Genomic DNA, 26,593 nt, shown 5'->3' on the forward strand with positions numbered 1-26,593 from the left:
TTTCATTTGACAACAGTAACTACGATGAAATCAATTTCATATAAAAATATTGCATCACCAAAAGGCTTCAAGGCTACGGGTATTCACTGCGGGCTAAAACACAAGAAAAAAGATCTTGCTTTACTAGTAAGCGATGTTCCAGCAAGCGTTGCGGGCGTCTTTACAACGAACGTGTTCCAAGCAGCACCACTTCTTGTCTCCAAAGAAGTCGTGCAAAAAACGGGCAAGATGCAAGCAATCATCGTCAATTCAGGAAATGCTAATTCATGTACTGGCAAACAAGGAATGGCTGATGCCTACACGATGCAACAAAAAACTGCTGAAAAACTAGGTATCGAAGCGAACCTAGTAGGTGTAGCATCCACAGGGGTAATCGGTGAAATGATGAAAATGGAGCCTTTACTTGAAGGCATTCAAAAACTTCATCCGATCGACGAACTCGAAGGAGCCATGGGGTTCGCACAAGCAATCATGACAACAGACACAGTTACTAAAAATACATCGTACAAAACAACGATCGATGGAAAAGAAGTCATCTTTGCTGGAACGGCAAAAGGCTCTGGAATGATCGAGCCGAACATGGCGACGATGCTTGGATTTATTACAACCGATGCAAACATTGAATCGAATCATCTGCAAGCTGCACTTAAATCGATTACCGACGTAACGTTCAACTCCATCACAGTGGACGGAGACACATCGACAAATGACATGGTTCTCGTTATGGCAAACGGTCTAGCGGAAAATAACACGCTTACACCTGAACATCCAGACTGGGAAAACTTTATCCAGGCGCTCCATGCAGTCTCTCAAGATTTAGCAAAAATGATCGCAAAAGACGGAGAAGGTGCTACAAAACTGATTGAAGTAGAAGTGAATGGAGCAGCGTCCGATGAGGAAGCGCGAAAAATTGCCAAAACAGTAGTAGGCTCACCACTTGTTAAAACAGCTATTTTCGGAAGTGATGCAAACTGGGGAAGAATTATCGCCGCAGTAGGGCGTAGTGGTGCACAAATCGATCCAACTGCGATCAAAATCAAAATCGGTGATGCTGACGTAGTTGAAAAAGGCGAACCAGTACCATTTTCTGAGGAAGATTTATTTAATTATTTAAAGCAGCATGAAGTAAAAATTACCGTCGAACTAAACACTGGTGACGGCCAGGGGATAGCATGGGGGTGCGATTTAACATATGACTATGTCCAAATCAACGCAACCTATCGCTCCTAAACGCATCGTTATCAAGCTCGGCGGAAGTATGCTCGAACGGTTAAATGAAACCCATATTGCAAACTTCAAAAGCCTGCAAGAACAAGGGCTCGATGTCATTATCGTTCACGGCGGAGGCCCTGCTATCAACAAACAGCTAGAAAAAAACAACGTCACTTCTACTACAGTAGGTGGAATCCGAGTAACGTCAGAAGAAGCAGTAAGCATCGTACAGTCGACCTTGATCGGTCAAGTGAACCCAACACTAGTTCACCAGCTTAATAAAGGCGGGATAACCGCGATCGGATTAAGCGGCTACGACAACTTGCTAACCTGCACTTTTCTAGACAAAGAAATATATGGCTTCGTCGGGGAAATAAAAGAAGTAAACAGCCAATTACTCGATACCCTGCTCGCAAATGGCATCATGCCGGTCATTTCCTGTTTCGGCTGCGCAAATGACGGCATACCACTCAACATAAACGGAGACATCGTAGCGAACAAAATCGCATTGGCAATTAAAGCAGAGAGTCTACTACTAGTAACTGACACACCAGGCATCAAAATTGCCGGCGAAGTGCAGCAAGTCGTCACCGTAAAAGCAATAAACAACTGGATCACATCCGAGGACATATACGGTGGAATGATTCCAAAAGTAACTGCAGCACTAGATTGTCTTGCAGAAGGTATCCCATCCGTCCAAATCGTCGGCGAAACATTAAAAGGAACAACCATTTTACAGCAGGAGGTTTACGCATGAGTGCATTATTTCAAAACTACGCACGCCGACCCGTTCATCTCGTGCAAGGCAAAGGCACCATTGTGACAGATGACAAAGGAAAAGAATATCTCGATTTCACAAGCGGCATCGCAGTACTAAGTCTAGGCCATGCGAACCCTGCAATCGTGCAAGCCATTCAACAACAAAGTGAAAAACTATGGCATACTTCGAATCTATTCGAAAGCCCTGAACAAGAAAAACTAGCCGCAACTCTTGTAAAAGACACGCATCTTTCGCATGCATTTTTCTGCAACAGTGGAGCAGAAGCAAACGAAGCTGCGATCAAAATGGCGCGTAAACACACAGGCAAAAACATTATCATCACATTTGAAAAATCATTCCATGGTCGAACATTTGGCGCCATGTCAGCAACCGGCCAAGACAAAATACGCCAAGGCTTCGGTCCATTACTAGAAACGTTTCGCACGATCCCTTTCAATGACATCCAGGCCCTAGAAGCTGCCATCGACAATGATGTAGCAGCAATCATGCTCGAAGTCATCCAAGGGGAAGGCGGTATAAACAAAATATCGCCTGAATTCGCACAAGCAATTGCGGATATCTGCGAATCAAAAGGCATTCTATTAATCATCGACGAAGTTCAAACAGGTATCGCACGCACCGGAACTCGCTACGCGTACGAGCAAACCGTCCTAAAACCGGACATCATGACACTTGCAAAAGGTCTCGGCGGCGGCTTTCCAATCGGAGCTATGCTAGGCACAAGTGCACTCTACGACACATTCAGTCCCGGAACACACGGCACCACATTCGGTGGAAACCCACTAGCAGTAGCTGTCGCGCAAACCGTTCTCGACAATGTGTTCACGACTGAATTTTTAAATGCAGTCAATGAAAAATCTGCGTACTTTTTGGATAAACTAAAAACAGCACTACCAAATCATCAAATCGTCGGCTCCGGCTTACTGCTAGGAATCAAATGCGAAGAAGATGTAGCACCAATCATTGAAAAAGCTGAACAGGAAGGCCTCTTACTAGTATCAGCGGGTCCAAACGTCATTCGACTCCTGCCACCGCTAACTGTTAAAAACGAAGAAATCGACCAAGCCGTAAACATACTTTCTTCTATATTAATGTAGAACAAAAATACTTGAATTAAAGCGCTCAGAGAACCGCTATTCACAACCGGACCGTCCTATTCCATAGGCCGGTCCTTTTTCAATTTTCACAAACGAGCGACAAACCGAAAAGCAAAATTAAATCCATGTAAAATTCCATAATAAACCTTAACGAGACAAATCACACCGTGAACACGACAAACCAACCATCGAACGCGACAAAACCCCCTCCGAACCCGACAAACTCTCAGTCCAACACGACAAACCCAAAAACCAAAACAAAGGCCAAAAAACAACCATTGCAATCACCCAACTATATGGTACACTTTAGATGAATTCACCAACTATTCCGAATATGAAAAGGAGCGCACACATGCTAACTTGGCACAAAGAAACCACGATTCAAGCACCAATCGAAACAATATGGAACCTATTTGACCTCGACAACATCCAAAGAATCATGCCAAACATAGTAGAACACAAACCGCTAGAAATAAAAGAAGGTGTAGTTGGCTCCACTTATCAGCAAACCTACAGAGAAGGAAAAAGAACGGAAACGTACATCGTAACAGACATCGAATATGAAAACACCACACATAAAAAACACAATAAAATCGAGTTCACATTAGCAAAACTCTTTAAAATCCAAGCAGGCTTTACCTTAATACAAATCGACGAACAAACAACTAGATTTATTTACACGGGTCAAAATGAAGGTATTAATTTCATTGGACGCATTTTATCGAAGATGGGCAGCCAAAAACAAAACGAAAAAGTAGTAAACGATTTTGTAGAGCTAGTTCGTACCGAAGCATTAAAAGATGCAAGTATGGTGGTATAAAAAATCCATTGATTCTGCTATCTGGGAAAGCTTGTGACAAATACTGAAAATTCAGTCTCCTAGTATATACCACATACTTAATATGTTAATATAGAAATGAGGTGATTATCATTGATGGCAAAACCCTATGCAAAAACCAAACATGCAGAAGCACTTGTAGCGCTCACTAGGAGACTCCGCAAAACAAATCCGAAATACCCCAAAATCCGTGAGGACATGTTACAAAAAAATGCAGGTGAAATTGGTGAAGAAACAGTAATGCGCGAACTAGAAAAATTAAAATTACCCCACAAATTTTATATCTTTCACAACCTCAGCTTATACTCTGACACCAGTTTTCAAATGGACATTCTATTAATTTCTCCTTATTACGCACTCATACTAGAAGTGAAGAATATTTCAGGAGAAATTGAAATTGAAACCAACCCCTCAATGCTCGTCTACACCAAACCAACCGGAGAAAAGAAATCAATCAACAGCCCAGTCCCTCAACTGGAAGATTATATCTATCAACTATCCCAACTCTTTCAAAGATACAAAATAAATATCCCAATTTATGGTGTCATCACATTCGCATTCGCAAAATCATATGTAAAAAAAGTCCCTACAAATAGTGTATTTCTACTTACCAATGAACTGCGGAAATTTATCCGATCCATAAACACAGAAAAACAATTCCTTTCCGAAGAAGAACTGGACAAACTCAAAAGCTGGCTACTTCGCAAAAATAACGAATACAATTCACTCCCATTAAGCAAACATTACGCAATAGATCCACATGACATAGTAACAGGAGTCGAGTGTCCAAGCTGCGGTTATATAGGAATGAAAAAAATCAGAAGAAACTGGGCTTGTCCGAATTGCAGGGAGTTCAGCAAGCATGCACATGAAAAAACACTAAAAGACTTCTTTCTAATTTATAAAGAAACGATCAACAATCAAGAATGCCGTCGCTTCTTCCACCTACAAGACAAACACGATGCCACAAGAATACTCATGAATCCTAAGTTAATAAAATCAGGAAAATCAAGAAGCACAAAATACACCATGACCTATTAAATACAAAAAATAGCTCTTTGCCCAGCCAAAGAGCTATTTTCATACATATTAACATCCAAAATAATCCTTTACGAGACAAACTCCACCGCGAACACGACAAAACCCCCTCTGAACGCGACAAACCCGCCTGCAAACACGACAAACTCCCTCACGAACGAGACAAACCGCACGCTGCCGCCATCTAAAAACTAGAAGTCATCGTCCAAATCGCCACCGCATCCTCGTCCCCTTCATTAAAAAAACGATGTGGCTGCGAACTATCAAAGTAAATACTATCCCCCTGACAAAGTGTATGGCACTCACCCTCTAGTTCTACACGCAAGCAACCAGAAAGAATCATCCCACATTCCTCGCCGCCATGAAACACAAAAGGAGTATCCAAATCCTGCCCAGGTTCCACAGTCATCCTAAAAAAACTCATCTGCTTGCCAGTACTTGGAGACAACAACTCATAACTCACAGTCGGACGCACTCGCTTCACCACTTTAGCCTCACCAGCTCGTGTAATGGAAACAGCAGTAGACTCCTCCGTTTCGAAAAACGAAAAGATTGGCACCTTCAAACTATGACTCAACTTCCATAGTGTCTCCAACGAAGGAGATACAAGTCCTCTCTCTATTTGGGAAATCATACTTTGACTCACTCCTGCTAGTCTAGCAAGCTCTTCTGATGTTAATCCTTGAAATCTACGCAAATAGCGTATTCGCTTACCAATCTCTCCTTTTGGAAACTCCATAACAAAACCCCTTTTCGAATAAATATACAATTACCAGAATAATAAAACATATAATATGTTAAAGTTACCTCACATATAATCTATTAGTAATTCTATTTTGCACCTTTTTGCAAATAGAATCAATAATAATAATATTATAACTATTTATTTTTTATGTAGACAGTTGAATAATAATAATCTATACTACTAATAATTCACTAGTTTCAAAAGGGGAACTGAATTAATTAGAGAAAAATGGGGGACACAAACATGAAAAAATGGTTAGCAGCAGTATTAATGATTACCATGTTAATCATTGCAGGGTGTAGCAATGATTCAGGTGGGGGAGTATCAACAGAAAACTCAACCATTCAAAAAGTATTAAAAGAGAAAAAACTAGTTATCGGGATGTCACCAGGATATTTCCCATTTGATATGAAAGACCCGAATGGCGACTTCGTTGGTTACGATGTAGACACAGCGAATGCGTTAGCAGCAGCATTAGGAAAAGATATTAAAGTAGAATTTAAACAATTCACATTTGACGGTTTAGTTCCTGCATTACGTACAGGTGAAGTAGACATGGTTTTCGCAGGTATGACGATTCGTGGGGACCGCGCTTTAGCAGTAAGCTTCTCAGATCCATACTTCCAAACAGGTCAAGCTGTAATGGTTCCAGGAACAGATACAACAACGAAAACATGGCAAGATCTTGATGTAGCGGGCAACAAAATCGCTGTAGGTATCGGAACAACTGGTGCGTTACTTGCGAAAGACGTATTCAAAAATGCCCAAATCTTAGACTTTGAAGAATTCCCATCTGCAGCAGCAGCGATGGCACAAGGGGAAGCAGACGGAGTAGTATACGATGAACCGGCAATCGCTGTTTGGAAATTGAAAAATGGTGATTCAGTGAGAGCGATTGAAGATCTAATTTCTACAGAAAACTTAGGGATTGCACTTCAGAAAAATGATATCGATACGATTCAATGGGTGAATTCATTCCTTGATAGTTACTTAGGAAGCCCTGCTGAACTTACTTCTCGTGAAAAATGGTTTGAAACTTCAGATTGGTTAAGTGAAGTAGTAGAAGAATAAAACACTCTGGCAACTTAGAGGGGGACCAACTATGTATAACTATAACTGGAGTGTTATACCGCAAAATATGGACGTCTTCATCGATGGGGCATTAAAAACACTAGAAATTTCAGTGATTTCCATCCTTTTAGCGATTCCAATAGGTATCATCTTCGGACTAGGACGTATTTCAAAAAACAAAGTGATTCAAATTATATCATCTACGTATGTCGAGATAATTCGTGGAGTACCACTACTTGTATTATTAATGTGGATATTTTATGTGCTAGGGCAGGTGTTTAGATTAGGATCGTATTGGGGCTCCATTGTGGGGCTCGCAATATTTGCTGGCGCCTTTATCGGAGAAATCGTGCGTTCGGGTATTCAAGCTGTACCAAAAGGACAGATGGAAGCAGCGCGTTCTCTTGGGATGTCACATGGAAAGGCGATGAGACATATTATTTTGCCACAAGCATTTAGACGCGTATTACCGCCGCTTGCATCGCAATTTATTATGCTCATTAAAGATTCATCCCTAGTATCCATCATAGCGGCGACCGATTTAACGCTAAACGCAAAAAACTTAGTAGCAACATCATTCGCCTCCATCGAAGTATGGACATTCGTTGCGCTAATCTATTTCATCATGACATTCAGCCTATCATTGATCATTCGATTCTTCGAAAAACGATTACTGAAAAGCGAAGCATAAAGGTAAGGAGGGTGTAACCAAATGATTTCTATCAAAAATGTCAATAAAAGCTTCGGTGCCCACCACGTCCTAACCGACGTTTCGCTCGAAGTACCAAAATCGAATGTAGTCGCACTAATCGGACCGAGTGGAGCAGGGAAATCTACTCTCATCAGAACGATCAATGCACTAGAGCCAATCAATAATGGAGAAATCGTGGTCGACGGGATATCCATTCACGCCCAAAAGACGGACATAAACAAAGCCCGACTAAATATCGGATTCGTATTCCAAAGCTTCAACCTATTTCCGTTTTTAACAGCATTAGAAAATGTAACGATTTCACCGATGAAAGTAAAAGGACTCTCAAAGGAAGCAGCTGAAAAAAGAGGAAAAGAACTACTAACCTCACTTGGACTGGGGGACAAATTCGCCTCTTACCCAAACAGACTTTCCGGTGGGCAACAACAGCGTGTAGCCATCGCACGAGCACTCGCAATGGATCCACACGTCATGCTATTTGATGAACCAACATCCGCACTCGACCCAGAAATGGTAACCGAAGTGCTCGATGCCATCCGTAAACTAGCAAAAGACGGCATGACCATGGTCGTCGTAACACACGAAATGGGCTTCGCTAAAGAAATATGCGATGAAATCGTCTTCATGGCAGACGGCAAAATCGTCGAACGCGCAGCACCAGACAAGTTCTTCACCAACCCAGACACACAACGTGCGCAAGACTTCTTATCGAAAGTATTAAACCACTAGAGCGATCTAGTGGTTTTCTTCTGTAATAGATAAATAACAATAACTTTTTTATCTTTTATCCTAAACGAACACATTTATATAGAAGAAACTCCCCTAAATATAAAAAGTAATCAATGCCTCTAGGAAACTTTATAGATATGAATAGCCACCTAACAGGCAATTCACAAGGATTTTTAGAGCCATAGACATTACTATTCTTTTACGATAGTAATAAAAGCTTAATACTACTGAAAAGTTCGAATAGGTAAACAGTAAGTCGATTTAACTATTATATACAACTTTTCTACTCTAGAATTTTTGCTAAATAACACCAAATAATCTGCACTCTTGGATACGAGTTGCACCATAATATGCTCTTAATTATTATCGAAATTCAAACAAAAGAAGGCTAAGCGTGTTTCCCGACCTACATCAATCCACCCAAAAACACCTGTCCTACCACCAGTAAAAGTTATTGTAGATCTGTTCAGAGGGTTTGTATTTGCGGTACGAATATAAAAAAAACGCCCTTTGCATTAGCAAAAAGGCGTAAAAATAAGAAAAGAAGCATCCGAAGTTCAGATGCTTCTTTTCTTGAGCGATAAAACGAAGGAAGTAGAAGGCTGCACACTAATGAATGTACAAACAAGTTTACGGCGTTACACATCTATAAGTAACCTTCTATACTGTACATCATAACACAAATTTTTAAAAATGCACGCATTTATACAAAGAAAATTAAAATAAAATAATTCAGTAAGAGAAATCTACTATATTATAAATAAAAAAATAGCAAGAAAATTCTATTTAACTGAAAAAATAAGGGTAGGTAATCTAGCATTCTAAAAATGGTAATAATTAATCAGAAAAAAAGGTAGCATAAAAAGAAATATTCCTGTAATATGGAACATGTAATAGAGTCCTTGGTGCTTTCAAAACATCATCCTCAAAAATAAACTGGTAATCTTTGAGGTTTCTAGTTGATTTTAGCATAAGAGTTTTGTATACTCATATATTAGTTAGGGTGATGATATTGGACGCTATCAAGCGACCGGCGTTACACACTACAAAATTGCAACACACAAGCGAAGGGAGATCACAAGTTTATGAAGAAAAAAGCTATCAAAATTGCAGCTTCAACTGCAGTAGCAGCTTCAGCATTCGTTGCAGTAGCACCAGTAAATCAAGCTGATGCAGCAACAAATGTAAATCAATTAGTAACAGACGCACAAAATGCAGGTACAGTTCTTAAATGGGCTATTTCAGTAGAAGGTACTGCTGACTACAAAAATGAACCATGGACTGAATATAACAATGCTAAAAATGCATTGAAAAAAGCAGAAGATGCAATTGCAAAATTACCAGCTTCTGAAAAACTTAGCGCTCAAGCTAAATTAGTAGATCCAAAAGTAAGCATCTCTCGTGCACAAGCATACATCGATGCTATCACTTCTGGTAAAAAAATCCTTGCTAAAAATGCTGATTTCGAAGCAGCAGTTAAAACAGGCGATTTAGAAAAAGTTGAAAAAGCTTACCACGTAGTAACTGAAGAATTCCGTAAACAAACAGTTCTTAACTACCGTGTTTATGGTCAATCAACTCGTGATGAAATCCTTAAAGAATATAAATTACCAATTGAAAAAACAGTTAGAGAATATGCTTCTGAAGTAACAGTTCATATGCTAACTAAATCAGCAGCAGCTGATGTTAAAGCTTCTAAATTTGAAGATGCTGCTAAAAAATTAACTGAAGCACAAGCATTACTTGATGCTGAAGCATTAGTATGGGAAGAAGCACTTCAAAAATCAGTAAATGATGTAGAAGCTTCAATTCCACTACAAGTACTTTCACTTGTTAGCGATAACAAAAATACTGTAACTGTAAAATTCTCAACTAAAATCCAACCAGGTGCAGCGGTACTTCCAGCTGGACAATTTACTTTCACTAACGGTTTAGTCGTTCAATCAGCTTCTGTAGCTGCTGACGGTAAAACAGTTACTTTAACAACAATTGACCAATCTGCTGATACTGAGTATGCATTGTCTTACCAAGGTAAAGCTACTGGTAAATCATTTAAAACTCCTGCAAAAGCAACTGACAATACAATCGGTGTTGTAGAAACTGATGCAGTAAACTTAGAAAACGGTGGAGAACGTTCATACACTGTTAATGTAACTAAAGCAGACGGTACTGCTTATACTGGAAAAGTAAAAATTGAATTATTAGATTCAACTGGAACTGTTCTTACAGATGCAGCTACTCAAGCTAACATTAAATCAGTAAATGGTTCTGCAATTTCAGCTGCTATAACTCATACTGTTGATGCAATCAATGGAAAAGTTACATTTATCGTAGCAGATGGTTCAGCTGTTCCAACTTTAACAGTACAACCTAAAATTACTAGAGTAGAAGATGGTTCTTATAAATTAGCTCCAAAAACTACTTTCTGGGAAGTTGCAGGAACTGGTAATGTAAGTGCTGCAGTTACTGGTGTAACTGTTGACGCTACAAATGGTGTTATCTACTTCAATGGTAAAAAATATCTTTATGATGCAAATGATAAATTCTTCTTCAAAAATGTAGAAGTTAATTCAGCTGATTTTGTTAAAGCACTTTCTTTAGGTGATGTAGTTACTTTTAACTACAATGATAACAAAGCTAATATCTCTACATTTACAATTGATACAGACATCACTGCTGATGCAGCATTGAAAGTAACTAACCCTGCTGACGTAATTACGGCAGATACAAATGCAACTCGTTTAGAAGGTACAGGACAAGCTGGACACATTATTGAAGTTTACAAAGGAACAGTTGCTACAGGTAATGCAGTTGCAACTACTACTGTAGGATCTAATGGTGCTTGGGTTGTTAACTCTCTAAACCTTACAGAAGGTTCTAAAAATGAATTTGTTGTAACTTCTCGTCCAGTTGGTTCTACTGCTGCTGCGTTCACTTCTCCTGCAGTGACTATTTACCAACAAGACTTTGCTACAGTTGCAAACGGATTAACTGTTACTGATACTGACGGCAATAAAAAACTTGGTATTGGTGATGTAATTAACTTTACTGTTCAAAATGATACAGTAGTAAATAACAACTTGAAAGTTGCTTCTAATGCTACAATCACTTTAAAAGACGATCAAGGATATACTCGTTTCTATAAAGTAACACCTGTAGCAAATCAACCAAAACAAGTTAAGATTGTTGACGTTGAAACTAAAGCAACTCAAGATAGCTACAATACTGGATTTGGTAATACTTTAGTTTCTGTTACTGGTATTACTAACCAAGATAACTTAACATTTAACGTTACTAAATCTGCTGATGTTAAATTAGATGCAGGCGTAGTTGCTCCTTAATAAAACTAAACGAAACGTTGCTTAATAAATCGTTAATTCGATGAAATAAGCGGAAAAGAAACTCATGTTTACCCTATAATTCTGGTTGTTTATCTTCTATGATTTTAGTAAGTAGACATGAGTTTTTTCTCTAACTGTTATCTTCCAATTGATGGGCGAAATTCCTATCCTTGTTAAACAGTCTTTAAGCAAGTGCCTAATCCTCCTGGATCCAGTGATGCTCTGATAAGCAGAAGGGATTAAGTCAGGTGAAGTCGTACTCATAGAATGAGGCGGGGCTCTTTAAAAGACAACTATGGTCAGGTAGACGAATCCATGTAGGCAGGGTGAGGTAGTGAGTATCGTGAAGAATGCTAGGAGCTCGGTATTCATCCTTACAGATGAAATAATGTAATGGCGCTTAGGATAATTGACTGTTAAACTAAGCGTTCTCACTCCTGTATAGTGGAGACCTACGGTTGTCAAAATAAGGGATGGACGTAACGGAACGTTTGAAGTTCTCTTGGAAGAGGTGTATCAGCACCATGGAAGCTAAGAGAATGGCAGCAGGTTCATAGTAGTGTAGATTACTAGCCGTTTGGACTTGTATGGTAACATACGAGAAGGGTAAAACTAGTGGGAGCGAAGGAACCTAGTCAGTGGTAATTATTCTAAAAAAGCTTATTTCCCCAAAATATGCTTTTTAAAGTTAATAGGACCAATCAAGTAATATTGATTGGTCCCATCTTTTTGGTTATTTTATAGGCATTTTAACATGCATTATATTACATACATAATTAGGTGTTTTCTAGAATAACATAAGACTGATGGCACGCCGTATGCGCTAAAAGGCGCTTGTACGGTGTAGGCCCTAATCGAAAGCCACACGGAGGTGTGGTATAAGAGGGGAATAGCGAGCAGGAAATTAATCTTATTGCGGTAAATGGTGCTAAAGAAGCGCTTGTAGCTCCTAGTTTTATCGGTGGAGAAAGTGCTACTACAAGTACACCAAAATTAAACCTTCCTAAAAACGGAATTAATGGAACAACAATCACTTGGACTTCAGATACAACTACTTGGGTTGCTAATAGTGGAGCAATAAATCGTCCAGGAAGCGGAGCTCCAAAAGAAGTTACTTTAACGGCAACGATTAAAAAAGGAACTGCTGAGGCTACACAAACATTTAAGGTAACTGTTCCAAATAATGATGACGCTGATTCAAGCAAAGCTGGCAAACAGTATGCGCCTGTAACTGTAGTAAAGAACTAATATAAATTCATTAGTGTTCCAGCGCCAGAAATTATTGTATAATTATCCCTGTTAATCTGGGTAGCAAGTTCTTAAATAATTCTGAGCGGTTTATGAAATTTAGGTTGCATGAGGATAGAAAGCCTCTTGATCGAGTAATCGATCAAGAGGCTTTTTTCCTTTTTCTTATTTTATATTGTCTAGCAATGTTGATCATAAAGCACAACGTTACATAATAAATGTTTAGTTAGAGACAAATAGAACCATAAAGGAAGAAATAAGCATAATATAGCTTATTTCTTCTTTTTGTAGTTTGTAATTACTCATTACTCTCTGAATTATAAAAGAAAATTAATTAATATCTTAACAATAGGTTGACATAATTTACAATTTCCTTACAGTAGTTTTACACTATTCAGAAAAGGAGAATGGTACAATTTTCATGGGGAAATAAGAAGAATAGTACTACTGATGGCACGCCGTATGCGATGAAAGTCGCTTGTCCGGTGTAGGCCCGAACCGAAATCTACATAAATGTAGTATAAGACGGGAATAGCGGAAATATTGTAACAGAATTTAACAATGCAATCTCAGGAGGGGCTAAAGCTTTCACAATCTCTGGAGATATTGCTACTGGTTCAACATTCAATTTAACTGGGAAGACAATTGATGAACTAACAATTGATCTAACAGGTATGACAAATGGAGAAGCACTTACTTTAACAAACGGAACTGTGAAAAATTTGATAGTTAAAGATAAAGCTAACGTTACCTTAAACATCCATAGTATTAACGTAGAAAGAAGCACTACTTTCAACTAAGTTTAGAAAGATAAGAATTGGGAGAAGTCTGATTTCTCCCTTTTCTTCTGTTATCTAATTACTAAGTTAATATATTTGTCGAATAGAGAAATATTTTGTAAAACACATAAGACTCCATGGATATAGAAATAGAAGGGAAGAGAATAGATGCAAATCAAAAAAAGAAAATCATTTAAGAAACCTGTAGGATACGCGGTATTATCTACAGCGGCTTTAGTAGGACTAGCATCAGTACCAGCAGTAGTAGCTCATGCAGATGTGAATTTCTCAGGAAATACTAATCTAAAAGGTGAAGTAGTTATTACAAAACAAGTTGAACTTTTGGATGCAACTGCTAATGGTTCATTGAAAGATGCCAAAATAATTATTAATCCAGCTAGCAATAATCCTGTTATTAGTTTAGGAAATATCGCAGCTAATGATATCGAGATTAAAGGATCGGTAGCACTTAAAGGAAACAAGCTTGAGAATGCCACAATATTCCTAAACCCAGTGGCACAAAATAGCAAAGTTGATTTAAGTGGTACGAATGCAACAAAGATAACGATTGAAAATAACAATGTAACAGAAATTTCAGTTCCCGAAAATGTAACAACTATCACACTTGCAGAGGGAGTGTCGGGAGAATCTCTAAAAGTAACTGACAAAACTGGGAAAGAAAAAGAAGTTACGTTTGAACCAGTAGAAACTCCAAAAGAAAACTTTAACTTATCTATCATGCATACGAATGATACACATGCTAGTCTTGACAATGTCGCGAAACGTGTAACAGCTGTAAAAGAAGTAAGAGATGAGAAACCAAATGCGTTGCTACTGGATGCTGGTGACGTAATGTCTGGAACATTATACTTTAATGAATTCCAAGGAATGGCTGATTTAGAATTTATGAATTTAATGAAATATGATGCAATGACATTTGGTAACCATGAGTTTGATCTAGGTTCATCTGCTGAAGGTCTTCAAGCTCTAAAAGATTTTGTAGAAGCGGCTAAATTCCCGTTTGTATCTGCTAACGTAGATTTCTCGAAAGATGATAAGTTCACAGGATTATTTAGCGATGTAATTTCAAGTAAACCGGAAGAAGGAAAAATCTATCAAGGAATTATAAAAGAAATTGATGGAGAAAAAGTGGGTATTTTCGGATTAACTACTGCAGAAACTGCATCTCTTTCAAGTCCTGGAAAAGTAACTTTTGAAGACTATAAAGCAGAAGCTGAAAAAGCGGTTAAAGCATTTGAAGGCCAAGGAGTAGACAAAATTATTGCGATTACGCATATTGGATTCGATGACAATGCAGCAATTGACAATGACTTGACATTGGCTGCTGAAGTTGAAGGCATTGACGTAATCGTTGGTGGGCATAGTCATACAACATTAAGTAAACCAACTGTTGTTGACGCGGAAGGAACACCTACATTAATCGTTCAAACTGGAAATGCTAATAGCAATTTAGGTGTACTGGATGTTGAGTTTGATAAACAAGGAAAAATTATAGGACATGCAGGAAAACTAATTGCTATTGGTAGTCAGGCTGCAGATCCAGAGGCTGCAGCTATCTTAGCAAAGTATAAACAAAAAGTGGATGCAACTGCTTTAACAGAAATTGGTGTGGAAGCAAAAGTTGCGTTAACAAACCCACGTACTGGAGATACAGGAAATACAACTGGTGAAAGTGTCCGTAAAAATGAAACAATTCTAGGGAACTTAATCACGGACGGAATGCTTAAAAAAGCTAAAGAAGTATCAGGTAAGGAAGTTATCATGGCATTACAAAACGGTGGTGGTATTCGTGCAGCAATCGATGCAGGTCCTATCACAGTTGGTGAAGTTATCACGGTACTGCCATTTGCGAATACATTAGCAACAATGGATGTAACAGGGGCAGAATTAAAAGCTGCATTTGAAATTAGCTTAAAATCACTACCAGGTGAAAACGGTGGATTCTTGCATGTTGCAGGAGCAGAAGTAAAATATGATTCTACTAAACCTGCTGGTCAGCGTGTAGTATCCATCAAATACAAAAATGCAAATGGTCAGTTAACTGCACTTGAAGATACAAAAACATACACTATTGCAACAAACGCCTTCACTGCAAAAGGTGGAGATGGCTTTGATGTATTTGCAACAGCTTATGCAGAAGGTCGTGTAACAGACTTGGGTCTGTCCGATTGGGAAAATTTCAAAGAACTTTTAGTTTCATTAACAGCAATTCCGACTGAAATTGAAGGACGTATTATTGATGTAAATGGGGAACCAGAACAACCAGAAACAGAAATACCAGGTGGAGAAATAGCGGGTAAAGATTTCTCTGGTACAGAAAATGCACCAAAAGTTTACTCTGGTGACGTTACAGTATCTGTGACTGATGTAGCTTCTTTTAAGCATGTAGTTGTTAAAGGTGACCTAGTTCTTACAGGTACACTAACAGAGAATGCTTCCTTTGAGAACATTAAAGTAGAAGGCAATCTTGATCTTTCAGGTCTTGATACAGATGTCTATAACTTGAGTGGTATTGAGGTAACTGGAGAAACAACTATATAAAATCTATTATAAGCCTTCTGTTAATGGCGGAAGGCTTATAGACTTTATAAAACATTCGCTTCATTAAAATCTGTAACTAAAAGGAGAATCGTTTTAATGAGTAATAAGTGGAAAAAACCAGTAAACGCTGTATTATCAGCTAGTTTAGTAGCTGGTGTAGTAGTACCTACAATGCCATCTGCAGTGGTAGCGGCTACTCAAGCAACGGATTTGATTATTTCAGAATATGTTGAAGGTAGTGGTACTAACAAAGCGATTGAGTTATACAATGGAACAGGTTCTACAATTGATTTAGGTAAATACACTCTGGAACTTTATTCTAATGGTGCTACTTCAGCAAGTCAGAAACTAAACTTAACTGGTACATTGGAAAATGGAAAGACATATGTAATTTATAACTCTACTAATACTGAAATCACTAGTAAGGGAAATCTTAAAAATACGTCAGTTATTAATTTTAGTGGAGATGACCCGGTCCTTTTAAAGAAAAATGATGAAGTCGTAGATTCGATTGGACAGGTTGGTTCAAGAATTGAGAATTTAAAGGATGTTACTCTAGTCCGTAAAAACAATGTTACTTCAGGAGATAGGGACACAACAAATTCTTTTGATTCATCTGAAGAATGGATTGAATATCCTAAAGATACTTTTTCAAATCTAGGCTCACACGAAATGGATGCTTCCTCACCGTCTGATCCAACAAATCCAGTTGTTGAGGTTACAACAGCAACAATTACTGGGACAGCGAAAGTTGGTGAAACTTTAACGGCTTCAGTAAATGAAGGCGCGACAAATGTATCTTTCCAATGGCAAATGGCTGATACAAAAGAGGGACTTTACACAAATATTGATGGAGCTACAAATGAAACATTAACATTAGCGGTGGAACAAGAAGGCAAATTTATTAAAGTTAATGTTAAAGGTGACAAGGAATCATCTATAACAAGTGAAGCAACAGTAGCAATTGCAGCAGCAGACTCAACAAATCCTGAAACACCAGTTGAAGGAATGTCTATCGCAGAAGCACGTGCGCAAAAAACGGGGGAAGTAACTGTAAAAGGTATTATAACAGCTTCACTAAAAAATACACTTCACTTTGAAGATGGAACTGGTGCACTTGCAATCTTCCCAAAACCAGTTAAAGGAAATGTTGGAGATGAAATTACTGTTACAGGTAGTTTGTCTGAATATAATGGATTATTACAATTACAAAATGCAACGATTGTAGGAGAACCAGTATTTAAAGGTGTACCAACCCCTGTATTACTAACTGGTGCTGAAGTAGATGAATCAAATGAGTCTAAGTTAGCAAAAGTTAATAGTGTAACTATATCTGGAAAAAGTCAAAACTATACAGCTACGGATGCAAATGGTGACACATTCACTGTTCGCGATGAAACTAGTAACTTAGGATTAGTTGCTGACACTACATACGAATCTATCACAGGAATCGTACAAGAATTTAATGGAACTTTTCAAATCATTCCACGTTCTAAACAAGATATTGTTGCAGACAGTTCCCTTATATCACAAGCATCTGCTACACCAGGTAGCGGGGTATTAACTGGAAGCACAAACGTAACGTTAACTACAACTACTGCAAATGCAGAAATATATTATACATTAAACGGTGATACACCAACTGCCGACAGTGCTAAATATACAGGTCCAATTACAATTGATAAAAATACAACTGTAAAAGCAATTGTAAAAGGACAAGATGGTACGTTTAGTGAAGTAAGTACATTTAATTATGAAGTAACAGATAAACTTCACGTTCATCACATCCAAGGTGAAGGACATGATTCATCGTATAAAGGTAAAACTGTCCAAAATATTGAGGGTGTAGTGACATATAAATATAAATTAGGTGGAAACAACTACTTCCATATGCAAACACCTGATGAGTTAGCAGACAGTAATCCAAAAACCTCAGAAGGTATTGTTGTGTTCACGGGAAATACGGCTGCTAATGTAAACGTCGGGGAATTAGTAAGCGTATCAGGTTCGGTTAGTGAATACAATATTGACGGATATAATGATACAAAAGGTGAAACTGACCTACCAGTGACACAAATTAGTGCTAGAAATGATCAGGGTGGAAAAGTAAGTGTGGTGGAAACCAACGTAACTCTTCCAACACCAATAGTTATTGACGAAACTAATTTACCATCGGAAGTAATTGACAATGACGGTCTTACTAAATTTGATCCTGAAGAAGATGCAATTGATTTCTGGGAAAGCTTAGAAGGTATGCGCGTTCAATTTGGAAATCTAAAAGCAGTAGCGCCACAAGAACATGGAGATCTAATCACGGTTTTAGAAAGCAGAGAAACGAATACACTTCATGGTGGAGTAAAATTAACACAAGAAACTGCAAATCCTGATAGAATCCAATTCAAAATGTATGATAACAATGAAGCAAGAAACTTTGAGGTAGCAACAGGAGACAAATTTACTGGACCAATTATAGGAGTAGTAAACTATGGTTTCCAAAACTATAAAGTAAATGTAGATTTACAAGTCATGAAAGATGCTTACCAAAAAGGAAATGCTAAACCAGAAACAACAAACATTGTAAAAGCGAATGATAAGTTAACAATAGCATCCTATAACTTAGAGAACTTCTCGAACAACAAAGCTAGTAATGAATCTCCAGACGATAAAGCAAAAAAATTAGCTAGAGCATTTGCAAAAGACATGCAAAGCCCTGATATTATCGGTGTAACGGAGGTTCAAGATAATAACGGATCAGCAGCTGGAGGTACTGCAGCAAACGAAAGCTATGAGAGGCTGATCGCTGAGATCGAAAAAGCTGGTGGAGTAAAATATAAATACGTAAATATCGACCCTGAAAGCGGTAAAGATGGTGGAGCACCAAATGCTAATATCCGTGTTGGATTCCTATACAATCCAGAGCGTGTTAAGTTAACAGAAGGTGCTACTGCTGGTAGTGCAACAACAGCTGTAGGGTATGAAAATGGTAAGTTAACACATAACCCAGGACGTATTGATCCTAATAACTCCGCATTTAATAGTAGCCGTAAACCATTAGCTGCACAATTTGAATTCCAAGACGAAAGTGTGATTGTTATTGCAAACCACTGGAACTCGAAGTCAGGAGACACTCCATTATTTGGTTCTACACAACCACCTAATTATGGTAGTGAAGTACAACGTAAAAAGATTGCACAAGTGGTTTATAACTTTGTAGAAGGTATCAAAACTAAAAACCCAAATGCAAACATTGTATCTCTTGGAGATTTTAATGACTTCCAATTTACGGATGCTCTTAAAATTCATGAGGGAACGCTTATGACAAATATGATTAATAAAGTGGAAGAAAATGATCGTTACACATATCTGTTCCAAGGAAATTCCCAAGTACTCGATCATATCTTAGTATCGAATAACCTAGTAAACAAAACAATAACAGATATTCTGCATATCAACGCAGATTTTACAGATATGGCTGGTCGTGCAAGTGACCATGATCCAGTAATGGTACAAATCGATTTAAAAGGTGAAGGGGAAGTTGTAGCGCCAATCATTCCTGAAAAACTGTATGACTTCAAAAATCTTACAACGAAAAAATTAATCATTACGAAGCCTAGTATTTCACTTACATTAGGAGAAAATTCCACAATTACGGATGGCGTGCTATTCACAGGAAATTATGCAGAGTTTCATGGTGAAGGATTTGCTGATCAACAATTGACGATTAAGCCAATAAATGCAGGAGCAATAATTGATTTTAAAAATACAAAAGTAAAATCAATTATTATTGATGGTTCTAATGTAAAAGAAATTCGTAATCTACCTTCTGATGCAATTATTGAATACAAAAACGGAGCATCTAAGGATACAATTCTATTTAGAAACTAAAGGTACATTAATAACAGAATAACTCATTGGTTAAGAAGTGAACCTCATTTATGAGGTTCCTTCTTTATTATTCAGATCGGAAACTTGTAGATGGGAGCAATATAATGAAAAACTTTAAAAATCGATCAGTTTTGGTAGGGTTGATCTTTCTATTATTTGTAAGTTTAGTTACCCCATATAATATTCAGCAAGCGGAAGCGGCAGAAAAGACAATAACAGTAGCAGAAGCTATTGCTAATAATAGCGGTAGCGCGACAGTTCAAGGTTATATTGTAGGATATACAACAGGGGCAAACTCGATAACAAATGATCAAAGTAAATTTAAAGATGATTTAAATTTTGTATTAGCAGATAATGCAACAGAAACAAATATCAGTAACGTAATTTCAGTACAACTCACTAACTCCTATCGATCGGAATTTGGGTTATCCACCAACCCTGATCATATTGGGAAGAAAGTAAAAATTACTGGTAGTCTAGAAGCTTATCATGCAATGTCCGGGTTAAAATCACCCACTAAGATAGAGTTTATAGAAGATGAAGTAGAAGAAGTACCACTCACAGCTGAGAAAGTATATTATTTCAACAGTCTAACAACCAATAAATTAGTAATTACGAAGCCAAGTATTTCACTTACGCTAGTTGAAAATACTAACATTTCAAATGGAGTACTATTTACAGGTGATTATGGAGAGTTTAATGGGAATGGTTTTACGAATACATCATTATGGATTAAACCATTGAATTCAGGAGCAATTATTGACTTCAATGATACTATCATCCCAAAAATCATTATAGACGGGAATAATGTAAAACAAATTCATGCCCTTCATGCAGAAACAAAAATTGATTACATAAACGGAGCATCAAAAGAGAATATTCATTTTTTCAATGTTAATGGCGATCTGATCGAGGGAAATCCTATTGTACCAGATGAAAATCAAGCTCCGATTATAGAAAAAGCAATCGCCAATGCAACGATTACAACGGAAGAAGTGTTAACATTCTACTTGCCAGAATACTTTTCTGATCCTGACAATGATGAATTAACATTTATGGCTACAAAGGGGACGATTGAAAACTCTGTTTTAACGCTAGAGCTTGAAGAAGGAAGTCATACTGTAGATATTACAGCAACAGATGGAGAAAAGTCTGCTAGTATGAGCTTTACAATAACAGTAAGAACTGAATCGGAAGAACAGTCACCACTAGATATATATTATCAAGATGCATTTGGAAAACAAGGTCAAGCATTAAAAGCAGCCCTTCATGAAATCATAGATGATCATAACATGCTAACTTACGATCAGGCATGGGAGGCTTTAAAAGAAACAGATGAAGATCCAAATAATCCCGATAATGTTATTTTGTTTTATACGGGAGAGTCACGTTCTAAAAATCGTAACGGTGGTATGGTTGGAGACTGGAACCGTGAACATACATGGGCAAAGTCGCACGGTAATTTTGGGACAAGTATAGGTCCCGGAACGGATATTCACCATCTTCGTCCAACTGATACACAAGTGAATAGTTCTCGAGGAAATTTAGATTTTGATAACGGTGGTAGTTCAGTGAAGAATTGTGTTGCATGTAAAAAAGACGGAGACTCTTTTGAACCACCAGATCGAGTAAAGGGCGATGTTGCAAGGATTCTATTTTACATGGCAACACGCTATGAACAAGGAGATAAAGTAGATTTAGAGCTAAATGAAAAGGTAAACAATGGAAGCAATCCTTATCATGGAAAACTTTCTGTGTTACTACAATGGCATAAACAAGACCCAGTAGATGAGTTTGAACGTAACAGAAACAATGTTATCGAAAATTGGCAAGGCAACCGTAACCCATTTATCGATCACCCAGAATGGGTCAGTGCTATTTGGCAAAATAACTAAAAAAGTATTAGTTAGATAATTAGAGAAAGACCTCATGGATAAAACTTTCATTTGCCATACACCATGGGGTCTAACTGCCTTTCATAAAGCGAATGGGAAATTACAATTTAATAGATGAGTAGAGTAATACAAAGGGAGAATCATTCAATGCTACTAAGCATAAAAAAACTATTTAATGATAGTTCCAAAGATTTGAAACGAATAAACAAGATGGTAGATACAGTTAACGAGTTAGAAAACAAATATGAAGCATTTTCAGATGAAGATTTACGCGGGATGAAGGATCAATTTAAAGAAATGCTTTCTACTGGTAAAACATTGAAAGATATTCAAGCAGATGCATTCGCTGTTGTTCGAGAAGCGGCAAAACGTGTACTTGGGATGCGCCATTATGATGTGCAACTAATAGGGGGCTTTGTACTTCACGAAGGATCGATTGCGCAGATGAATACTGGGGAAGGTAAAACACTTGTTTCAACTTTACCTAGTTATTTACACGCGCTAGAAGGAAAAGGGGTTCACCTTATCACAGCAAACGAATATTTGGCAGCTCGTGATAAGGAGCAGATGGGCCAAGTACTTGAATTTCTTGGCATGACGGTGGGTTTAAATGTTTCACAATTAAACCCATACGCAAAAAAGCATGCCTATGCAGCGGATATTACATATGGTACAGGTACTGAATTCGGCTTCGATTATTTACGAGATAATATGGTATACCGTAAAGAAGATAAAGTGCAGCGAGGGCATCATTTTGCAATTGTCGATGAAGTAGATAGCATTCTAATCGACGAAGCAAGAACACCACTAATAGTAGCTGGCAAGTCGAATGAAGGAGCAGAATTATTTTTAATTACCTCTCAAATAATGAAATCCTTTAAAGAAGGAAAAGAATATGAATTGTTCCCAGAAACAAGACATATTTACTTGACGGATGAAGGTTCATCCAAAATTGAAAAATTATTTGGCATTGAAAATCTCTATGATCCAGAGCATAGGGAACTTCTTTTACATGTTAACCAATCCTTGAAAGCACATGCCACTCTAAAACTTGATGTGGACTATATCGTAAAAGAAGGAAAAATTGAGTTAATTGATAAATTTACAGGTCGAGTGATGGAGGGACGCTCGTTAAGTGAGGGCTTGCATCAAGCAATTGAAGCAAAAGAAGGTGTAAAAATTACGGATGAAAATGTGACCCAAGCTACAATTACCATCCAAAATTATTTCAGACTATATAGCGGGTTAGCTGGTATGACTGGAAGCGCAACTCCTTCTAAAAAAGAATTTTGGGAAACGTACCATCTTCCGGTTGTAACGATTCCAACAAACAAACCTATTTTACGTGAAGATATACCTGAATTAATCTTTAAAGATAAAGACAGCAAACTAAAGAAAATAGTTTCAGAAGTAAAACGAATACATAGTGTTGGCCGACCAATTTTAATTGGAACAACCTCCATCGAACAGTCAGAAAATCTTTCGAAGCAATTGAAAAAAGAAAAGATTCAACATAAAGTTTTAAACGCAAAAACAGAGGCAGATGAGGCAGATATTATTGCAACTGCTGGACAAAAAGGACAAGTAATGATTGCAACGAATATGGCAGGTCGCGGTACCGATATTTCGCTCGATAAGGAAGTAAAGGATTTAGGGGGATTATATATTATCGGAACGGAGCACCATGAGAGCGGTCGAATCGATATGCAGCTTCGCGGCCGGGCTGGTCGACAAGGAGATCCAGGTACATCCCAATTTATCATTTCTTTAGAAGATGATTTGTTCACTTATTATGATGAGGGACAACATGAGATTTACTTAAAAAAAGTAAAATCAAATGAAGAAGGACTCGTGCTATCACCACATCCCGATAAGTATTTAATTACAGTTCAAAAAACAGTTGAGTACATCCATAAAGCTGCTCGGGAGCATTTGTTAAAACTAGAGACGCCGCTTAGTGAACAAAGTAAAATTATATATACGATGCGTGATCGAATTATTGATATGAATAATGAAATGCTTTTCGAGGAGCTCTATGAATATATGGGAAGATACATCCAACGTCTTTCGGCAATTCACTGTGGAGACAACGAAAACTATGTAAACGATCGCAATTCTGCAACTTTTTTCAAAGAGTTATCCCTTATCTTCTTGTCTCTAGAGTGGGATGAACAGGAATGGAAGGAAGCAGAGCAAGAACAAATAGAGAAGATGGCTATTTCAAAATTAGGGGAGCAAAAACCACAAATAGATATATTCCAAGCGAATTCACTATTTATTCAACAGCTAAAGCGAATGATTTTACAGCATATGGATACGAATTGGATGAACCATTTACATCGAATGACGAGTATCCGCGAAGGAATTGGATTAAGCGGATATAGCCAACAAGATCCATATCAACTGTTCGAAAAAGAAGCACTATCTGAATTTACATCCCTGATATCTGAGATAGAAGCGAATGTAAGTACTAGCTTTGTGGGGTTAGTTAAACAACTATTGAAAGAACAAAAGGAGAGTGAGCGGTAATGGCTTTTTTCCAAAAGAAAAAACAGGAAAATGAAGAAGAAAAGTTAGAAACTGCTATGATTACGGATACAGTTAATCAAGATGCAGTGCCTACCACACTAGAATTTCATCCGTTACAACAATACTCCACGCCTCAAACTTATGTTTTAAAATACCATCATGAGCAGTTACCTACTTTGAAACTAAACCAAATATCAATCTCAGGTATTCGGTTAACTCAAACAGGGGAAAAATTAGAAATCGAAGCGTTTATTCGAAACACGGTTGATCAACCGATAAAATTTTCCACATTAGATCTAGTTCTATTAGATGAAGTAGGAAAAACATTGGCTAATAAGTCTTTTAATATGGAAGAGGTGGGTACCCTTTCTGCTTTATCCTCTATGCCTTGGGTATTTACGTTTGAAAAAGAAAATATATTAGTAGACGATATTCCAAATGAGGGATGGAAGATAGCTTTTGCTATACAACAAGTACCGAAAGAACATTCTTTAGATCTTGAGCCGTCATGGGAAAATCATCTTTCCCAAATGCAGCGCAAACGTATTGAAGAATTGGTAACGTCTTTACCAAAACTAGGAGAAACCGAAGTCAGCCTCATGATACTAGATGTAAAGCTGAAAGAAAATGGCGATGTAATAGCATCCGCTCTTATCCGTAATGGAAAAATGGAAGCAATTAATGTAAAGGATTTTTCACTTATTGTTATGGATGCAACGAATGAACAAATCTGTTCTAGAAATTTTATACTGGAAGATTTCATAGTAAAAGGCAATGCAACAAAGCCATGGACTTTCAAATTTCCAGAACAATTAGTGCAAAAGAAGAACCCTGATTTTTCTAAATGGAAAGTTCAAATTTTGAAGAATAAATAAAAAATCATTAATTAGTTGTAAAGGAATCACTCTAAGAATTATTTAGAGTGATTTTTATTAAAGATATTTTCCCTATTAATCTACAAATTTAGATAGAAAACACTGTATATTATTGTTGATAAAAGACGGAAACATAAGAAAAAGCAATAAATTGCGAAATATATCATAATTTTCTGATTTATTTTATTTTGATTTAATTGTATAGTTTAATGGGGGAATAAGAATATGATTACTATTGATGGCACGCCGTATGCGATGAAAGTCGCCTGTATGGTGTAGGCCCGGAACGAAAGCTATACAAGTGTATGGTATAAGACGGGAATAGCAATGAAATTACGAGTGATTTAGTTCAATTAACTGAAGGAATAAAAGCAGTAGGGGGAACGAAAACGGTCGTAAGTTACAAATTTGATGAAGGCTTAGCTCCAAAAATGAGCAACTTTAAGTTTTATATCAATGACGGTGACGGAATCATCAAAGAAAATTTATTTGGTAGCACTCAAACTACTGATCATACTCCAAAACCTAGAAACGGTACACAAGTAGCAGAAGCTTTAATTGAAAATATATATGTAACACAAAAAGGTTCCTATAAAGATCTAACAGAAAAATGGGATATTACAAATGTAGGTAGTGAATTGATTTTTACATCCAAAGCAGAAAAAGCATATAAGGATGCCCAGTTTAAGGTAAATGAAAAAGAAAATCGTGCAGAAATAAAAGGAGAAATGTTCTTAAAAAACTTAGGTAATGTTGGGGTGACAGGTAAAAAAGAAGTGAATATTCTATCGGTGATTGGAACTGCTGTAACAAATGGTAAATTGGATGTAACCTTTGATGACGGTACAAAAGTTACGAAAACAATAACTGTTGCTAAAGGAGATACAAAAGAAACCATAGCAGCTAAAATCAGTACAGCGTTTCAAAATCTTACTGATTGGGATGTAACAAATACTGCTGGAACTGCAAAAGTAGAATATAAAGCTAAAGCTGAAGCAAGTGATAAAGATGTAAAAGTTACAATTATTAATAAGTAAATATTAATCTTAGAATTTATTCAGAGTAAATACTAAACGTTATGTTGTGTAACTTCCACCACATTATTTGAAAAAAAGTAGGTTGTAAGGAAAAGAAAGTCTCTTAATCTAGCCGATTGAGAGACTTTTGTGCGCTTGGCAGCGCTTTTCTCTAACGGGTGAAAGTCCCTAACATGCCGTAGTGGCGGAAGTGTATAGCTGACTGGTAGTGCGGGTATC

General features: G+C 37.5%; 17 protein-coding genes and 1 pseudogene. 17 read left to right on the forward strand and 1 reads right to left on the reverse strand.

The window, feature by feature from the left end; genetic code table 11:
• Positions 1-24: 24 nt before the first annotated feature.
• The 5 genes from argJ (at position 25) to ACIP9W_RS07070 (ending at position 4,969) form a co-directional block, all read left to right on the forward strand.
• On the forward strand, positions 25-1,230 hold the full coding sequence (gene argJ / locus ACIP9W_RS07050) for a bifunctional glutamate N-acetyltransferase/amino-acid acetyltransferase ArgJ (RefSeq protein ID WP_400787644.1): 1,206 nt from the start codon (positions 25-27) through the stop codon (positions 1,228-1,230).
• Entirely contained in the window at positions 1,193-1,969 is a 777-nt protein-coding gene (gene argB, locus ACIP9W_RS07055) for an acetylglutamate kinase (protein WP_400787594.1), read from the forward strand. Before argJ ends, argB begins: the two co-directional genes overlap by 38 nt.
• Positions 1,966-3,090: an acetylornithine transaminase gene (locus ACIP9W_RS07060; protein ID WP_400787597.1), complete on the forward strand. Its 1,125-nt coding sequence runs from the start codon at positions 1,966-1,968 to the stop codon at positions 3,088-3,090. Before argB ends, ACIP9W_RS07060 begins: the two co-directional genes overlap by 4 nt.
• 352 nt (positions 3,091-3,442) lie before the next feature.
• Entirely contained in the window at positions 3,443-3,910 is a 468-nt protein-coding gene (locus ACIP9W_RS07065) for an SRPBCC family protein (protein ID WP_400787600.1), read from the forward strand.
• Between the two features lie 114 nt (positions 3,911-4,024).
• Positions 4,025-4,969, forward strand: a complete 945-nt coding sequence (locus tag ACIP9W_RS07070) for an NERD domain-containing protein (protein ID WP_400787602.1) — start codon at positions 4,025-4,027, stop codon at positions 4,967-4,969.
• A 181-nt stretch (positions 4,970-5,150) separates the two neighbouring features.
• On the opposite strand, the gene ACIP9W_RS07075 is transcribed toward ACIP9W_RS07070, so the two are convergent.
• Positions 5,151-5,705, reverse strand: a complete 555-nt coding sequence (locus tag ACIP9W_RS07075; RefSeq protein WP_400787605.1) for a helix-turn-helix domain-containing protein — start codon at positions 5,703-5,705, stop codon at positions 5,151-5,153.
• A 249-nt stretch (positions 5,706-5,954) separates the two neighbouring features.
• Between ACIP9W_RS07075 and ACIP9W_RS07080 the strand changes: the two genes are divergently transcribed.
• From ACIP9W_RS07080 to ACIP9W_RS07135, 12 genes and pseudogenes are all read left to right on the forward strand, one after another.
• A complete protein-coding gene (locus ACIP9W_RS07080; protein ID WP_400787607.1) occupies positions 5,955-6,782 on the forward strand; it encodes a transporter substrate-binding domain-containing protein in 828 nt (275 codons plus the stop codon).
• Between the two features lie 31 nt (positions 6,783-6,813).
• On the forward strand, positions 6,814-7,473 hold the full coding sequence (locus ACIP9W_RS07085; protein ID WP_400787609.1) for an amino acid ABC transporter permease: 660 nt from the start codon (positions 6,814-6,816) through the stop codon (positions 7,471-7,473).
• Positions 7,474-7,494: 21 nt separating this feature from the next.
• Positions 7,495-8,223 carry an amino acid ABC transporter ATP-binding protein gene (locus ACIP9W_RS07090; protein WP_400787611.1) on the forward strand — a complete coding sequence of 243 codons (729 nt, stop codon included), beginning with the start codon at positions 7,495-7,497 and terminating at the stop codon, positions 8,221-8,223.
• 1,085 nt (positions 8,224-9,308) lie between these two features.
• Positions 9,309-11,564 carry a hypothetical protein gene (locus tag ACIP9W_RS07095; RefSeq protein ID WP_400787613.1) on the forward strand — a complete coding sequence of 752 codons (2,256 nt, stop codon included), beginning with the start codon at positions 9,309-9,311 and terminating at the stop codon, positions 11,562-11,564.
• Between the two features lie 957 nt (positions 11,565-12,521).
• The gene (locus tag ACIP9W_RS07100) at positions 12,522-12,812 is read left to right on the forward strand and encodes an immunoglobulin-like domain-containing protein (protein ID WP_400787647.1); all 291 of its coding nucleotides are present in this window, start codon (positions 12,522-12,524) and stop codon (positions 12,810-12,812) included.
• 947 nt (positions 12,813-13,759) lie between these two features.
• Positions 13,760-16,153 (forward strand): bifunctional metallophosphatase/5'-nucleotidase, encoded by a 2,394-nt coding sequence (locus tag ACIP9W_RS07105; protein ID WP_400787615.1) that lies wholly within the window; start codon positions 13,760-13,762, stop codon positions 16,151-16,153.
• A gap of 96 nt (positions 16,154-16,249) precedes the next feature.
• The gene (locus ACIP9W_RS07110) at positions 16,250-20,038 is read left to right on the forward strand and encodes a chitobiase/beta-hexosaminidase C-terminal domain-containing protein (RefSeq protein ID WP_400787617.1); all 3,789 of its coding nucleotides are present in this window, start codon (positions 16,250-16,252) and stop codon (positions 20,036-20,038) included.
• Positions 20,039-20,142: 104 nt separating this feature from the next.
• Positions 20,143-20,556: pseudogene (locus tag ACIP9W_RS07115) on the forward strand (DUF6359 domain-containing protein); the annotation flags it as partial.
• A gap of 537 nt (positions 20,557-21,093) precedes the next feature.
• Complete coding sequence (locus tag ACIP9W_RS07120) at positions 21,094-21,933, forward strand: endonuclease I family protein (RefSeq protein ID WP_400787650.1); 840 nt, start codon at positions 21,094-21,096, stop codon at positions 21,931-21,933.
• A 147-nt stretch (positions 21,934-22,080) separates the two neighbouring features.
• Positions 22,081-24,462, forward strand: coding sequence for a preprotein translocase subunit SecA (gene secA, locus ACIP9W_RS07125; protein WP_400787619.1), 2,382 nt, complete (start codon positions 22,081-22,083; stop codon positions 24,460-24,462).
• Positions 24,462-25,337 (forward strand): accessory Sec system S-layer assembly protein, encoded by an 876-nt coding sequence (locus ACIP9W_RS07130; RefSeq protein WP_400787621.1) that lies wholly within the window; start codon positions 24,462-24,464, stop codon positions 25,335-25,337. The genes secA and ACIP9W_RS07130 overlap by 1 nt, the downstream gene beginning before the upstream one ends.
• Before the next feature lie 431 nt (positions 25,338-25,768).
• Entirely contained in the window at positions 25,769-26,374 is a 606-nt protein-coding gene (locus tag ACIP9W_RS07135; RefSeq protein ID WP_400787623.1) for a hypothetical protein, read from the forward strand.
• Positions 26,375-26,593: the final 219 nt, after the last annotated feature.

This window comes from Psychrobacillus sp. NPDC093180, assembly GCF_044754065.1.
Lineage (GTDB): Bacteria > Bacillota > Bacilli > Bacillales_A > Planococcaceae > Psychrobacillus.

Coding starts and splice junctions, on each gene's coding strand:
- ACIP9W_RS07075 (WP_400787605.1), bottom strand. CDS start 5,705: ATGGAGTTTCCAAAAGGAGAGATTGGTAAGCGAATACGCTATTTGCGT.
- ACIP9W_RS07095 (WP_400787613.1), top strand. CDS start 9,309: ATGAAGAAAAAAGCTATCAAAATTGCAGCTTCAACTGCAGTAGCAGCT.
- argJ (WP_400787644.1), top strand. CDS start 25: ATGAAATCAATTTCATATAAAAATATTGCATCACCAAAAGGCTTCAAG.
- ACIP9W_RS07085 (WP_400787609.1), top strand. CDS start 6,814: ATGTATAACTATAACTGGAGTGTTATACCGCAAAATATGGACGTCTTC.
- ACIP9W_RS07080 (WP_400787607.1), top strand. CDS start 5,955: ATGAAAAAATGGTTAGCAGCAGTATTAATGATTACCATGTTAATCATT.
- ACIP9W_RS07065 (WP_400787600.1), top strand. CDS start 3,443: ATGCTAACTTGGCACAAAGAAACCACGATTCAAGCACCAATCGAAACA.
- ACIP9W_RS07070 (WP_400787602.1), top strand. CDS start 4,025: ATGGCAAAACCCTATGCAAAAACCAAACATGCAGAAGCACTTGTAGCG.
- ACIP9W_RS07110 (WP_400787617.1), top strand. CDS start 16,250: ATGAGTAATAAGTGGAAAAAACCAGTAAACGCTGTATTATCAGCTAGT.
- argB (WP_400787594.1), top strand. CDS start 1,193: ATGACTATGTCCAAATCAACGCAACCTATCGCTCCTAAACGCATCGTT.
- ACIP9W_RS07130 (WP_400787621.1), top strand. CDS start 24,462: ATGGCTTTTTTCCAAAAGAAAAAACAGGAAAATGAAGAAGAAAAGTTA.
- ACIP9W_RS07105 (WP_400787615.1), top strand. CDS start 13,760: ATGCAAATCAAAAAAAGAAAATCATTTAAGAAACCTGTAGGATACGCG.
- secA (WP_400787619.1), top strand. CDS start 22,081: ATGCTACTAAGCATAAAAAAACTATTTAATGATAGTTCCAAAGATTTG.
- ACIP9W_RS07090 (WP_400787611.1), top strand. CDS start 7,495: ATGATTTCTATCAAAAATGTCAATAAAAGCTTCGGTGCCCACCACGTC.
- ACIP9W_RS07060 (WP_400787597.1), top strand. CDS start 1,966: ATGAGTGCATTATTTCAAAACTACGCACGCCGACCCGTTCATCTCGTG.
- ACIP9W_RS07120 (WP_400787650.1), top strand. CDS start 21,094: ATGGCTACAAAGGGGACGATTGAAAACTCTGTTTTAACGCTAGAGCTT.
- ACIP9W_RS07135 (WP_400787623.1), top strand. CDS start 25,769: ATGAGCAACTTTAAGTTTTATATCAATGACGGTGACGGAATCATCAAA.